The sequence below is a fragment of the Protaetiibacter intestinalis genome (assembly GCF_003627075.1).
GTDB lineage: Bacteria > Actinomycetota > Actinomycetes > Actinomycetales > Microbacteriaceae > Homoserinibacter > Homoserinibacter intestinalis.
On sequence record NZ_CP032630.1, the window covers coordinates 571,945 to 586,364 of the forward strand.

Consider the following 14,420-nt stretch of genomic DNA (forward strand, 5'->3'; position numbering starts at 1 on the left):
AGCCTGGAGGGCTCATGTCCGAGGCGCCCGCATCCCCCTACCGCATCGTCTACCCGCCCGAGCTGCCCGTCAGCCAGGCGCACGACGAGCTCGCGCGCGCCATCCGCGACCACCAGGTGGTGGTCGTCGCGGGCGCCACCGGCTCGGGCAAGACCACCCAGCTGCCGAAGATCTGCCTCGAGCTCGGGCGAACCCGCATCGGCCACACCCAGCCGCGGCGGATCGCGGCCCGCTCGGTCGCCGAGCGCATCGCCTCCGAGCTGGGCGTCGAACTCGGCGGCGTGGTCGGCTACCAGGTGCGCTTCGACGACCGCACGAAGAGCGAGACCGCGATCAAGCTCATGACCGACGGCGTGCTGCTGGCCGAGCTCTCGCGCGACCGCGACCTCCGCGCCTACGACACGATCATCATCGACGAGGCGCACGAGCGCTCCCTCACGATCGACTTCCTGCTCGGCTACCTGAAGCAGCTGCTGCCGCGCCGCCCCGACCTCAAGGTCATCGTCACCTCCGCCACCATCGACCCCGAGAGCTTCGCCCGCCACTTCGCGGATGCCGCGGGCGAGCCGGCGCCCGTCGTCGAGGTCTCCGGCCGCACCTACCCGGTCGAGCTGCGCTACCGCCCGCTCGTGGCCGAAGCCCTCACCCCCGACGACGACTTCGTTCGGGAGGACGACACGCCGCATCCGCCCGCGTCAGGCCGCGCACGCGGCGTGTCGTCCTCCCGAACGGAGACCGCGGAGGCGGATGGCGGGGACGTGCAGCAGGGCATCGTCGATGCGCTCGTCGAGCTCGGGCGGGAGGAGCCGGGCGACGTGCTCGTGTTCCTCTCGGGCGAGTCCGAGATCCGGGATGCGGCGGATGTCGTGGCGGGCCGCTTCGGCGCCGACACCGAGGTCGTGCCGCTGTACGGGCGCCTCTCGGCCGCCGACCAGCACCGGGTGTTCGACACGAAGCGCCGCCCCGGCATCCGGCGGCGCGTCGTGCTCGCCACCAACGTCGCCGAGACGAGCCTCACGGTGCCCGGCATCCGCTACGTCGTCGACGCGGGCACGGCGCGCATCAGCCGCTACTCGCCGCGCGCCAAAGTGCAGCGGCTGCCGATCGAGGCGATCAGCCAGGCCTCCGCCAACCAACGCTCCGGCCGCGCGGGCCGTACGAGCCCCGGCATCGCGATCCGCCTCTACTCGGAGGAGGACTTCGCCCGGCGCCCCGAGTTCACCGACCCCGAGGTGCTGCGCACGGGCCTCGCCGCCGTCATCCTGCAGATGCTCGAGCTGCGGCTCGGCGACATCCGCGCCTTCCCCTTCCTCACCCCGCCCGACGCGCGCGGCATCGCCGACGGCCTCGACCTGCTCGCCGAGCTCGGCGCGGTCGACGCGGCGCAGCGCATCACCCGCGTCGGCCGCGACCTCGCGCGGCTGCCCGTCGACCCGCGGTTCGCGCGGATGCTCGTGGAGGCGAAGACGCACGGCGTCGTGCGCGAGGTGGCGGCGATCGTCGCCGGCCTCTCCATCCAGGACCCGCGCGAGCGCCCGCTCGAGAAGCGGCCGCAGGCGGATGCCGCGCACGCGCGGTTCCGCGACCCGGGCTCCGACTTCGTCTCGCTGCTGAACCTCTGGAACCACCTGGAGGAGAAGCAGCAGGAGCTCTCCGGCAACGCCTTCCGGCGTATGTGCAAGGCGGAATATCTCAACTACCTGCGGGTGCGGGAGTGGCAGGACCTGTACCGGCAGGTGACGAGGGCGGGGAAGTCGGTCGGGCTGACGGTCGGCGCCGCCTCCACGGATGCGGATGCCATCCACAGATCGGTGCTCGCGGGCCTGCTCTCGCGGCTCGGGCTGCGCGACGCCGAGAAGAAGGACTACCTGGGCTCCCGCGGCCAGCGCTTCGTGATCTTCCCGGGCTCCGGGCTCGCCAAGAAGCAGCCGAACGCCGTCATGGCCGCCGAGCTCGTCGAGACCTCGCGGCTCTTCGCCCGCACGGTCGCCGCGATCGACCCCGCCTGGGCCGAACCGATCGCGGGCGAGCTCGCCAAGCGCAGCCACTCCGAACCGCACTGGTCGAGCAAGCAAGGTGCGGCGCTCGTCTGGGAGAAGGTGACGCTCTACGGGGTGCCGATCGTGCCGCGCCGCCGCGCGCAGCTCGCCCGCATCGACGCGCCGCTCGCGCGCGAGCTGTTCATCCGGCACGCGCTCGTCGAGGGCGACTGGCCGCACGAGCTGCAACGCTCCGCACTGCTCGACTTCGACCGCGCCAACGAGAAGCTGCGCCGCGAACTCGCCGAGGTCGAGGAGCGCACCCGGCGCCGCGACATCCTCACGGGCGACGAGGCCGTCTACGAGTTCTACGAGCGGCGGATCCCGGACGAGGTCACCGACTCACGGCGCTTCGCGAGCTGGTGGAAGAGGACGAAGGCCGAGCAGCCCGAGCTGCTCACCATGAGCCGCGCCGAGCTGCTCGAGGACGACGACGCGGGCGACGCCGCCGGCTTCCCCGACGAGTGGGTGCAGGGGGATGCCCGCTTCCGCATCCGCTACCGCTTCGAGCCGGGCGCCGACGACGACGGGGTGACCGTCGTCATCCCGCTCGCCGTGCTGCCCCGGGTCGCCGAGCGCGGCTTCGACTGGCTCGTGCCGGGGCTGCGGGAAGACCTCGTGACGGCGCTCATCAAGGCGCTGCCGAAGCAGCTGCGCCGCCACGTGGTGCCCGCGGGCGACTGGGCGAGGCGCCTCGTCGGCGAGCTGCCGGTGCTGTCGGACGTCCCGGTCGGCGAGGCCGTGGCGGAGGTCATCCGCGCCGCCGTGCATATTCCCATCACGGCATCCGACATCGAGTGGGAGCGGGTGCCCGCCCACCTGCGGATGCGCTTCGAGGTGGTCGACCAGCGCGGGAAGACCCTCGCGGCGGGTCGCGACCTGCCCGCGCTGCAGGCGCGCCTCGCGGAACGCGCGCGCACCGACGTGGCCGTGAAGGTCGCCGCCGTCACCCCCGGCCGCGAGCTCGAACGCACCGGGATCACGTCGTGGGACCTCGGCACGATCCCCGAGCAGGTCACCGCGACGCAGGGCGGCTCGACCATCGTCGGCTACCCCGCGCTCGTGGACGCCGGTGCCGGCGTCGAACTGAAGGTGTTCGCGACGCGCGCGGAGGCGCATGCCGCCCACCCGCGCGGGGTGCGACGGCTCGTCGCCCTCACCCTGCCGAGCCCGCTCGGCTACGTGCAGGAGCAGCTCACCGGGCCCGAGAAGCTCGTGCTCGCGACCGCCCCCTACCCGAACACGAAGGCCCTGCTCGACGACGTGCTGCTCGCCGTCGTCGACGAGCTCGCGGGGGATGCGGCGCCCCGCGACGAGGCGGGCTTCGCGGCGCTGCGGGAGCGCGTCTCGGGCGGGCTCATGGATGCGCTGTTCCGCGCCGCGGGGCTCACGGCGCGCGTGCTCACGGGCGCGAAGGAGGCCGACAAGGCGATCTCGCGGGCGTCGAGCCTCGCCTTCATGGGGCCGCTCGCCGACGCCCGTGGGCAGCTCGAGGCGCTCGTGCATCCCGGTTTCGTGCGCATCACCGGCCTCGCGCAGCTCGCGCGTGTGCCCGTGTACCTCGCCGGCATCCGGCACCGCGCCGAGAAGCTCGCCGACAACCCCGGCCGCGACCGCGCCTGGCAGACCCAGGTGGAGGAGGCGGTGGCCCTCTACCGCGCCGCCGGCGGCACCCTCCCCCTCGCCCCCACCACGCCCGCGCACCTCGTGCCCGTCCGCTGGATGCTCGAGGAACTGCGCCTCTCCCTCTTCGCCCAGCACCTCGGCGCCGCGGGCCCCATCTCGGTGCAGCGCATCCGCAAGGCCCTCACCCCGGGTTGAGCAGCCCGCACAGCGCCACCCTCTCCGCGGCACCCCTCCGCGGGTTGAGTAGCCGCGCAGCGGCCCCCTCCCCCGGGTTGAGTAGTCCGCGCAGCTCCCCTCTCCGCTGGTTGAGTAGCCCGCGCAGCGGGCGTATCGAAACCCATGCAGGCGTGGACCAGTAGGGCCCTCACCGAGCGAAGGCGCCCCATCGAGGGGCGCCTTCGCTGGTTTCGATACACCGCCTTCGGCGGCACTCAACCAGCGGGAAGGGGTGACGCCCGGCGCGCGGCACTCAACAGCGGGAAGGCCGCATCGCGACCGTCCCGCAAGACACAGCGCGGCCGCAGGCCGCACCGCGTCACGGCCACAGCCGCTCGCGCATCCACGAGGCGCCCTCGCGCCGGTAGCGCAGGCGGAGGTGGGCGCGGTCGTGCGCCGCCTGCCAGAACTCGACGGTGCTCGGCACGACGCGCCAGAGCGCCCATGACGCGGGCACGAGCCCGGGGTCGGCCTCGACCCGGGTGCGCGCGGCGGCGCGCGCCGCCGCGTACTCCGCGTCGCCCGCGAGCACGGGTGCGGGGCGTCCGACGAGGGCCGTCGCCCGCGCCTCGACGGGGCGGGCGAGGAAGTCGGCGGCCGCCTCCGCGGCGTCGGCGCGCCGCACCTCGCCCTCGACGCGCACCTGCCGTCCGAGCGCCGGCCAGAAGAAGCCGAGGGCCGCGACGCCGGACGCCGCCATCGCCCGCCCGGGCCGGCTGTCGTCGGGCGTCGCGATCGCCCAGCCGGTGCCATCCACGTCCTTCAGGATCACCACCCGCGCGCTCGGGCCGCCGTCATCGTCCGTCGCGAGGGTCGCCGCGTGCGGCGCGAGCACGCCCGCGCGCACCGCGGCGTCGAGCCACTCGAGGAAGAGCGGCTCGGGTTCGGCCGGTGCGGCGTCCGGGTCGAACACGGGCAGCTCGGCGGGGAACGACGGCAGCGCCCGCAGGCGCGCCCGCAGCTCGTCGGTCATGGCTCGAGGCTAGCGGGAGGTATCAGGCCGGGCCCGCCGCCCTCCTCACTGTCACCGATCCCCCCGAGGAGCAGCCATGTCCGCCACCGCCTTCCGCCCCCTGTCCGCGCAGGTCACCACCCCCGACGGCTCCCCCGTCGCCGGTGCCGCCGTCACCCGCACGGCACCCGACCGCACGACCCTCACGGTCGAGACCGACGCGCGCGGCATCGCCCGCTTCGACGCGGACCCGCGCGAGGCGGCCTCCCTCACCGCGATCGCGAAGGGCCTCGCCCCCGACGCACGCGAGATCGGCGACGGCTACCCGGTGCGCCCCGACGGGGTCGAGCAGTTCGTGCTCGCCCCCGCCGGCTGGCCCGCCTACTACCGCGGGCGTGTGCGGGTGCCGTTCCGCCCGGTTCCGGATGCCGTGGGCGTGCGCCTCGTCGGCGGTGCGGCCCCGAAGGACGACGCGGGCTACGACGGCCTCGACGCGATCGGCGACGCGCGCGACGTGATCCGCTTCGGCGACCCGACGGTCGCCGTCGTTCGACTCGCCGCCCCCGCGGGCGGCGACACGGTGCGCGACATCGGCCGCGAGGTGGCGGATGTCGACCGCCTCGGCGAGGTCGGCGCGGTCGTCGAGCTCACCGACCGCGGCGCCGCGTTCCTCACCGACGAGCTCGTCGTGTCGCTGCTGACGGACGACGTCGACCCGGTGGCCCTCGCCGCCCGCCACGGGCTCGAGGTCGTGAAGCGCTTCGAGGCGCTGCCGCGCACCTACGTGCTGCGCTCCCCCGCCGGCGCCGGCTATGACCTGCTCGACATCCTCGCCGCGGTGGTCGCCGAGCCGGGCGTGCGCTACGCGGAGCCGAACCTCGTCGTCACGGTCGAGGACGACGCCGTCACCCCCAACGACTTCCTCTTCCCGCAGCAGTGGGACCACGGCGTCATCGGCACCCCCGACGCCTGGCAGGTGCTGCAGGACCTCGACCCCGCCCACACCTTCGGCTCGCCCGACGTCACGATCGCGGTCGTCGACTCGGGCGTCGACGACGGGCACCCGGGCATGGCGGTCACCCTGAGCGACGGCACCGCGAAGGTGAGCCGGCTGTTCGACTTCGCGCGGATGGCCGCCGACAACGACAACACCGCCGACGGCGACCACGGCACCAACTGCGCCGGCACCGCCGCGGGCGCGGTGAACAACGCGGAGGGCACGGCGGGCGTCGCGGGCAACTGCCACGTGTTCGGCATCCGGCGCTCCGGGCCCGAGACGCGCTACGCGGAGATGTACCTGTGGCTCGCCGGCCTCGACGCGAACTCGTCCACGGCGGGCTTCCCGGCGCAGCTCGCGACGGGCGTCGACGTCATCACGAACAGCTTCGGCTTCAGCATCGGCATGCCGATCTCGGCCCTCATGCAGGACACCTTCGACGCCGTCACGGACGACGGGCGCGGGGGGCTCGGCACCGCGCTGTTCTTCTCGGCCGGCAACAACATCCGCGACCTCGACGCCACCTCCGACCGCCCGTGGAGCATGTACGGCCGCTGCTTCGGCGTGGCCGCATCGACGCTCGACACCGACGGCGTCACCGAGATCCACGCCGGCTACAGCAACTTCGGCAGCACGATCGACTTCGCCGCCCCCTCGCACACGCGGTTCCGCTCGCCCGACCCCGCGATCCGCCACGACCCGAACACCGAGTTCGGCATCTTCTCCTCGACGCGCGCCGACGCCCCCGAGGGCACCGCGATCGCCGGGTCGGCGGATGCGACGACGACGCTCAGCGCGGCATCCGCGGCGGGGGCGACGAGCCTCTCGGTGGCGAGCACGGCGGGGGCGACGGTCGGCGGCGCGCTGCTCGTCGGCAACGTCGCGACGCGTGCCGCCCGCGGCCGCACCATCACCGCCGTCGACGCGGGCGCCGGCACCGTCTCGTTCGACTTCCCCCTCACCACCGGCTTCGCCTCCGGCACCGCCGTCGCCTTCGCGCCGCGGCGCTACCGCTCCGACTTCGGCGGCACCTCGCACGCCACCCCGCTCACGGCGGGTGTCGCGGCGCTCATGCTGTCGGCGAACCCGCAGCTGCGCTGGGACCAGGTGGGCCAGATCCTGCGCGACACGGCCGTCAAGATCGACCCCACCCAGACCGACCCGGTGGGCCGCTGGACGGATGTCAACGGCCTCGTCTCCTCCGACCCCGGCTACGCGGGCCCGAGCTTCAGCCGCTGGTTCGGCGCCGGGCGCATCGACGCGGGCGCGGCGGTGAGCCGCGCCGCCTGCACGATCGACCTGGTGACCGACGAGCTCGCCTTCACCGACATCCCCGAGGGCGAGGAGGCCTGGCGCGCGGTGCGCTTCGACGTGCACAGCCTCTACGCCTCCACCTTCACCGTCACGGGCGCACCCGCGGCCCCGTTCGGGCTGCCGCTCGGCGCCACCGAGTCGCTCACCGGCACCGCCGACTACCAGACGGTGCAGGAGGCCTACCTGTGGGTCAACTTCGTCGGCACCACGGCGGGCGCGACCGCCGCGGGCAGCATCACGGTGCGGCACGACCAGACCGGCCAGGAGTGGACGCTGCAGATCGCCGCGAACACCGTGCCGCCGACCTCCGCGTGCGTCATGCTCGTGCTCGACCGCTCCGGCTCGATGGATGCCGCATCCGGTGTCGGCACGGCGAAGCGCATCGACGTGCTGCACTACTCGGCCGGCATCCTCGCGGAGGCCGTGCACGAGGGCGACGGGGTGGGCATCGTCGGCTTCGACGACGACTCCTTCCCCGTGCTCGTGCCGCCCGTGGGTCCGCTGCTCGCGCCCACGATCTTCGACACGACGCGCGGGGACGTGCGCTCGAAGATCTCGAGCTACGCGGTGAACCTCAACGGCGCGACCTCGATCGGCGACGGCCTCGAACTCGGTCAGAACGAACTGAACCCGGTCGGCGGCTACGACACGAAGGCGACGATCGTCTTCACCGACGGCTACGAGAACCGCAACGCCTTCATCGCCGACGTGTCCGGCTCGATCACCGACCGCACCTACGCGGTCGCCCTCGGCCGCGCCGAGAACATCAAGCCGGCCGCCCTCACCGCCGTCACGAAGGGCACCGGCGGCTACTGCGTGCTCACCGACGACCTGGATGCCGACAGCCGGTACAAGCTCGCGAAGTACTTCCTGCAGGTGCTCGCGGGGGTCAAGAACGACCAGATCGTCGTCGACCCGCCGGTGAAGATCCCGGTCGGGTCGGACGTCGACGTGCCGTTCGTGCTCGCGGAGACCGACTTCGTGGCCGACGTGTTCCTGCTGACCCAGCATCCGGAGCTCGTCGACATGACGCTCATCACCCCCGACGGCGACGTCATCGACCCGGCGTTCATGGCGGGGCTCGGCGGCCGCAACTACGTGCGGGTGGCCGACGACGTCGTGTACTACCGGCTGACGCTGCCCGCCCCGATCGGCGCGGGCGCGCGCTCCGGCACCTGGCTCGCTCGCTTCACGATCGACAAGCGCCACCTCAAGGCGGCCGTCGGCAAGGAGCAGCTCACGGCCGAGGAGGTGCGCGAGATCGCGAGGCGGGGCCTGCCCGGCACGGTGCTCGTGCACGCCTCGTCGAGCCTGCGGATGCGGGTCGACACCGAGCAGGACTCGCTCGAACCGGGGGCGAAGGCGCGGCTCGTCGCGTGGCTCACCGAGTACGACGTGCCCGTGTCGGGCCGGGCGCAGGTGCGGGCCACCGTCACCGAGCCCTCCGGCGCGCAGTACGACGTCGACCTCACCGAGTCCGCCCCGGGCGAGTTCGTGGAGGCGATCGGCCTCGGCGCTCCGGGCGTCTACACGGTGCTGTTCCGGGCGGAGGGCAAGACCTTCCGCGGCACCCCGTTCACGCGCGAGGAGGTGCGCACCCTCAGCGTGTGGAGGGGCGGCGACGAGTACAAGCCGACCGAGGGCGAGGAGCCGGGGCGCAAGCGCATCCCGGGCCGCTGGTGGAAGGCGATCGAGCGCGACCCGAAGCTGCTCGAACTGCTCACCAAGCGCCTCGCCGAGGACGGCCTCTCCGTGAAGGAGCTCGAGCGCGAGTTCGAGCGGGTGTGAACCCGGCGGGACCTGCGACCCTCGACGCGGGGGCGGCACGCACGTAGGGTGCCGTCATGGAGCACGCGGCGGAGACCCTCGACCTCGACACCTGCTGGGAGCTGCTCGCCCAGGCCCGGATCGGGCGGGTGATCTTCTCGGAGGGCGACGACGTGGAGGTGTTCCCGGTCAACTTCTCGATCGGCGGGCGCAGCGTGCTGTTCCGCAGCGCGCCGGGCTCGAAGCTCGAACTCGTCGCGGAGCACCCGCGGGTCGCGTTCGAGGTCGACGAGCACTCCGAGGAGGTCGCCTGGAGCGTCATCCTGTGGGGCACCGCCGAACGCCTCGAGTTCGACGACGAGATCGAGCACTCCGGCATCCTGGGGCTCGTCTCGTGGTCACCCGACGAGAAGTTCAACTACGTGCGCATCACCCCCGACCGCGTGAGCGGCCGCCGCTTCCACCGCGCGGACTAGGACTTGCGGTCGCCGGAGGAGGCGGAGGCGTTCGACTCGTAGGAGGTGTTCGTCGACTCGAAGAAGTTGACGAGCTGCAGGGTGTCGTTCGCGGTCGCCATCCACTTGGCCGGGTTCACCACGTTGTAGTGCGAGCCGAAGCCGAGCTCCTCGAGGCGACGGTCGGCGAGGTACTTCACGTACTGGTTGATGTAGCTCGCGTTGAGTCCGAGGATGCCGTTCGGCAGCAGGTCGTTGTTGTACTGCTCCTCCATCTCGACGGCGTCGAGGATCATCTGCTTGATCTCGGCCGCGAACTCCGGCGTCTGCAGGTCGGAGTTCTCGTCGAGCACCGTGAGGATGAGGTTGATGCCGAACTTGAGGTGCAGGGACTCGTCGCGCACGATCCAGTCCATGAGCGAACCGAAGTTGCGCAGCAGGTTCCGCTGACGGAACGACAGCGCCACCATGAAGCCCGAGTAGAACCAGATGCCCTCGAGGATGATGTTGTAGGCGATGAGGTTGCGGATGAAGTCCTGCTTGCCCGCGGTCGTCGTGATGTCGAGGGTCTCCTCGGTCATCCGGCGGATGTAGCCGACCTCGAACTCCTCCTTGCGCTGCATCGACGGCACGTCGACGTGGGAGTTGTAGGCCTCGTTGCGGTCGATCGGGAACGTCTCGAGGACGTACTCGAACGACATGCAGTGGTTGGCCTCCTCCCACATCTGCTTCGCGAGGTAGAGGTGCGCCTCGGGGGCGTTGACGTACGGGTAGACGCCGAAGGCGAGGGCCTTGTTGACGAGCAGCTCGTTGGGGTTGAAGTAGGAGATCAGGAAGGTGACGGCGTGACGCTCCTCGTCCGTCATCTTCTTGAAGTCGGCGAGGTCTTCGCCGAGCTGGATCTCGTTGGGGAACCAGGTGTTGGCGACCGCCTGGTCGTAGAGGTCCATCGCCCACTGGTAGGTGACGGGCTTGAGGAGGAGTCCTTCCTGGACCCCGGTGCCGAGGATGGCCATTATTGGCAGCTCTCACACTGAAGTTCGTCCATGGGGTCGAGCGGCACTTCATAACCGCCGATGGTGTCTCCGTAGCCGTTCACGCGAGGCCTCCGAATCCGCGACGCGGCGCGGCGGCCGGTGCGGCCGGGGCCTCGGTCGCCGGGGCGGCCGCCGCGGCACCGAAGCCGCGCTGGGCGCCGGCGCCGGTGTTCAGCTCCTCGGTCTTGTTGACCTTGACCGTGGACTGCTCGGCCGTGTGGCGCGGCTTCATGTGCAGGTAGTAGGTCGTCTTGACGCCCTTCTCCCATGCCGCGTAGTAGATGTCCATCATGTCGCCGAGGTCGCGCGTCTCGAGGTACATGTTGCGGCTGATGGCCTGGTCGATCCACTTCTGGGCGCGCGCCGCCACCTCGATGAACGAGTACGGCGAGAGCTGGAAGCTCGTCTTGTAGACGTTCTTGAGATCGTCGGGGATCTCGGCGATGTTCTGCACGTCGCCCTGGCTGCGCAGCACCTGCTCGCGCACGGTGTCCCAGAGGCCGAGCTTCTGCAGGTCGTTCACGAGGTTGCGGTTGACCTCGAGGAACTTGCCGTTGCTGGTTGCGCGGCTGAAGATCTGCGCGAACTGCGGGTCGAGGCCGGGGGTGGTGCCGGCGACGAGGCCGATGGATGCGGTGGGCGCGATGGCCATGAGGGTCGCGTTGCGCATGCCGCCCTTGACCTTCTCGCGCAGGCGGTCCCAGTCGAGCCGCGTGGTGCGGTCGACGGTGATCTTGATGCCGCGGTCCTTCTCGGTGAGCTCGATCGAGTCGAAGGGCACGAGGCCCTGCGACCAGCGGCTGCCCTCGAAGTTGTCGTAGGAGCCGCGCTCGCGGGCGAGGTCGGCCGACTCGTCGATGGCCGCGTAGGAGACGTGCTCCATGATCTCGTCCATGAGGGCGTACGCCTCCTCGGACTCGTACGAGAACCCGAGACGCTCCACGACATCCGTGAAGCCCATGACGCCGAGCCCGATGGCGCGGTTGGTCTGGTTGGCGTGGTCGGCCTCGGCGACCGACGACTCGGTGATGTCGATGAGGTTGTCGAGCTGGCGCACGGCGCTGCGGGCCGAGTCCTCGATGAGGGCCCAGTCGAAGCCGAGGCCGCCGTTCTCGTCGACCTTGAGGTGGGTCGAGAGGTTGATGGAGGCCAGGTTGCAGACGGAGATGTTCTCGAGGTCCTGCGGGAGGCAGATCTCGGTGCAGAGGTTCGAGAGGTGGATGGTGCCCGTGTTGTTGTTGAGGGCGCGGTTGTTGATGGTGTCCTTCCAGGTGAGCCACGGGTGGCTCGTGGTCTGGAGCGACATCAGGATGTCCTTGAACTGGGCGCGCGCGGAGATCTTCTTGAACATCCGCATCTCGCCCGCCTCGGCCTTCGCGGCGTACTCGGCGTAGCGGTCGGAGAACTCCTGGCCGTACAGCTCGTTGAGGTCGGCGACCTCGAGCGGGTCGAAGAGGTACCAGTCGCCGTCGTTCTGCACGCGCTTCATGAACTCGTCGGAGATCCAGACGGCCGTGTTGGCGGTGCGGGTGCGGCGGTACGGGTCGCCCGAGTTGTTGCGCAGCTCGAGGAACTCGGGGAAGTCGAGGTGCCAGTTCTCCATGTAGAAGCACAGGGCGCCGAACTTCTTGCCGCCGCGGCTGACCGCGCGCAGCACCGAGTCGATCGTGTGCATGAAGGGGATCGGCCCGGTCGAGGTGGTGTTGTTGGAGCGGATGGGCGAACCCTGCGAGCGCAGCTTGGTGACCGAGAGGCCGATGCCGCCCGTGCCCTTGGTGAGCCACATGACGTCGCGCACCGACTTGGCGATGTGCTCGATGTCGTCGTGCATCTCCATGACGAAGCAGTTGGAGAGCTGCGGGAACGCGGTGCCAGCGTTCACGAGGGTGGAGCCGGCGGCGAGGTACTCGAGCTTCGACATCTTGTCGTAGAACTCGATCGCGTGGCTCGTCGGGTCGGCCTCGTTGAGCGAGAGGCCCATGGCGATGCGCATCCAGAAGAACTGGGGCACCTCGAGCGGCTCGCCGTTGCGGGCCTTGATGCCGTAGCGGTTGTTGAGGGTGACGACGCCGATGTACTTGAGCAGGCCGTCGCGGGCGGGCTCGAGGGCGGCGGCGAGGCGGTCGAGGTCGAAGAGCTCGGGGAAGCGCGAGTCGAGGAGCGTCTCGGCGACGCCGCGCTCGATGGCGCCGCGGAAGTGCTGCGCGTGGAGGGCCTTCAGCTGCTCGTCGGTCGTGTAGTCGCCGAGCACGCGCTTGTAGATGGTCTTGAGCAGGAGCCGCGCGGCGACGGTGTCGAACTGCGGGTCGTCCTTGACGTTCTGGAGGGCGACCTGGATGACGGCCTCGTCGAGCTGCTGGGTGGTGATGCCGTCGAACAGGGTCAGCTCGAGCTCCGAGGCGATCTGGGTGACCCAGGTGATGTTCTCGTCGAGCCCCTGGCTCGCGTGCTCGATCGCCAGGTTGATCTTGTTGGCGTCGTACGGCTCGCGCTCTCCGTTGCGCTTCACGACGGTGATGGTCACGTGATCCCTTTCCTCTCCGCGCAGTCCTGCGCGCCCCGCATTCCGATGAAAAAACCCTGGTGAGAATCGACCTCGACGGCCCGTCCTCGAGCTTCGTTGCTCTCCCCCGGCCCGGAGGTTCCACCACTATATATCGGGCTCCTGACACCGGGCCAACCCTAGATGTTGTGGGCGTGTCATCCACAGATGTGCATAACTTCACCGCTGTTATTCACACTTTCCACACCCTAGGAGGCCCCTCCGACAGCACTACAGTGGGAAGGCCGTGAACGCGTACCTCGACCTCCTGCGCACCCGGGGCGTCGCCCGGATCATCGCCGCGCAGCTCGTCGCGCGGTTCCCGAGCGGCATGCTCTCGCTCGGCTTCCTCATCCACATCGAGCACCTCTTCCACAGCTACGGGGCGGCCGGCCTCGTGCTCGCCGCGACCTCCGTCGGGCAGGCGATCTCGGGCCCCGTCACGAGCCGCTGGATGGGCCGCTGGGGCATGCGGCCCGTGCTCATCGCCACGACGACCGTCTGCGCCGTCGCGCTCACCACGATCGCGCTCGCGCAGATGCCGCTGTGGGGCTTCATGATCGCCGGCCTCGTCGCGGGGCTCAGCTACCCGCCCGTGCAGCCCGCGGTGCGCACCATCTACCCCAAGATGGTCAACTCGCGCCAGCTCACCCCGCTGTTCTCGCTCGACGCATCCGCCCAGGAGCTCATCTGGATCGCCGGGCCGGTCGTCGTGACGCTCGTCGCCATCCAGGTGTCGACCGTCGCCGGGATCTTCATCTCGGTGTTCTTCCTCGTCGTGGGCGGCGCCTGGTTCATCTCCTCGCCCGAGCTCGGCCGGGTGCGCATCCCGCGCTCGAAGCGCCGGTTCGGCGTCGTGCTCAAGCGCCCCGCGGTGCTGCTGTCGACGGTCGTCGGCTTCCTGCTGGTGGGTTCGTGCGCCGCCGTCGAGGCGGGCGTCGTGGCGACCTTCGGCGAGGGCGGCGCGGAGGCGGGACTCGTGCTCGGCATCTGGGCGGTCGCCTCGCTCGTCGGCGGCCTCGGCTTCGGCAACATCCCGATCGGGCCGTGGGCGCTCGCGCGGCGCATGTTCATCGTCTTCGTCGGCTCGACGCTCGCCGTGTTCGCCTTCGAGTTCTGGTCGATCTCGGCGACCCTCGTGATCGCCGGCCTCGGCATCGCACCGGCGCTCGCCGTGATGTTCTCGATCGTGTCGGCGACCGTCAAGTTCTCCGACACCGCGGAGGCCTACGGCTGGGTCGGCACCGGCCAGCTCATCGGCGCGGCCCTCGGCTCGGCGGTCGCCGGCTTCCTCATCGACGGCTACGGACCCGACGGCGGCTTCGTCGCGGCGGCCGCCTTCGCGTTCGCGGGTTTCCTCGTGCCGGTGTTCTTCCGGCGCGCGCACCCCGACCTCCGCGGCCGCGACGCGAGCCCCCTCCCCGACACCGAGCCGGTCCCCCTCCCGCCCAGCTGAGTCCGCGAAAGTACGTGCT

7 protein-coding genes are annotated in these 14,420 nt (G+C 71.0%); 4 read left to right on the forward strand and 3 right to left on the reverse strand.

The genetic code is table 11. From position 1 onward, the window contains the following. Positions 1 to 14 precede the first annotated feature (14 nt). Entirely contained in the window at positions 15 to 3,860 is a 3,846-nt protein-coding gene (gene hrpA, locus D7I47_RS02800; RefSeq protein WP_120761635.1) for an ATP-dependent RNA helicase HrpA, read from the forward strand. 340 nt (positions 3,861 to 4,200) lie between these two features. On the opposite strand, the gene D7I47_RS02805 is transcribed toward hrpA, so the two are convergent. Next, entirely contained in the window at positions 4,201 to 4,854 is a 654-nt protein-coding gene (locus D7I47_RS02805) for a pyridoxine/pyridoxamine 5'-phosphate oxidase (RefSeq protein WP_120761636.1), read from the reverse strand. Between the two features lie 76 nt (positions 4,855 to 4,930). Here D7I47_RS02805 and D7I47_RS02810 point away from each other — a divergent pair, with 76 nt between their 5' ends. Then, entirely contained in the window at positions 4,931 to 8,932 is a 4,002-nt protein-coding gene (locus tag D7I47_RS02810) for a S8 family serine peptidase (RefSeq protein WP_120761637.1), read from the forward strand. A 56-nt stretch (positions 8,933 to 8,988) separates the two neighbouring features. Beyond that, complete coding sequence (locus D7I47_RS02815) at positions 8,989 to 9,387, forward strand: pyridoxamine 5'-phosphate oxidase family protein (protein WP_120761638.1); 399 nt, start codon at positions 8,989 to 8,991, stop codon at positions 9,385 to 9,387. On the opposite strand, the gene D7I47_RS02820 is transcribed toward D7I47_RS02815, so the two are convergent. Then, on the reverse strand, positions 9,384 to 10,382 hold the full coding sequence (locus D7I47_RS02820; RefSeq protein WP_120761639.1) for a ribonucleotide-diphosphate reductase subunit beta: 999 nt from the start codon (positions 10,380 to 10,382) through the stop codon (positions 9,384 to 9,386). The genes D7I47_RS02815 and D7I47_RS02820 overlap by 4 nt on opposite strands. 79 nt (positions 10,383 to 10,461) lie before the next feature. Continuing rightward, positions 10,462 to 12,927, reverse strand: coding sequence for a ribonucleoside-diphosphate reductase subunit alpha (locus D7I47_RS02825; RefSeq protein WP_193726449.1), 2,466 nt, complete (start codon positions 12,925 to 12,927; stop codon positions 10,462 to 10,464). A 265-nt stretch (positions 12,928 to 13,192) separates the two neighbouring features. Here D7I47_RS02825 and D7I47_RS02830 point away from each other — a divergent pair, with 265 nt between their 5' ends. Continuing rightward, positions 13,193 to 14,401 (forward strand): MFS transporter, encoded by a 1,209-nt coding sequence (locus D7I47_RS02830; RefSeq protein WP_120761640.1) that lies wholly within the window; start codon positions 13,193 to 13,195, stop codon positions 14,399 to 14,401. Positions 14,402 to 14,420 lie beyond the last annotated feature (19 nt).

Excerpts from the sequence above, each read along its gene's own strand:
- hrpA (WP_120761635.1), top strand. The coding sequence starts at position 15 with ATGTCCGAGGCGCCCGCATCCCCCTACCGCATCGTCTACCCGCCCGAG.
- D7I47_RS02820 (WP_120761639.1), bottom strand. The coding sequence starts at position 10,382 with ATGGCCATCCTCGGCACCGGGGTCCAGGAAGGACTCCTCCTCAAGCCC.
- D7I47_RS02805 (WP_120761636.1), bottom strand. The coding sequence starts at position 4,854 with ATGACCGACGAGCTGCGGGCGCGCCTGCGGGCGCTGCCGTCGTTCCCC.
- D7I47_RS02810 (WP_120761637.1), top strand. The coding sequence starts at position 4,931 with ATGTCCGCCACCGCCTTCCGCCCCCTGTCCGCGCAGGTCACCACCCCC.
- D7I47_RS02815 (WP_120761638.1), top strand. The coding sequence starts at position 8,989 with ATGGAGCACGCGGCGGAGACCCTCGACCTCGACACCTGCTGGGAGCTG.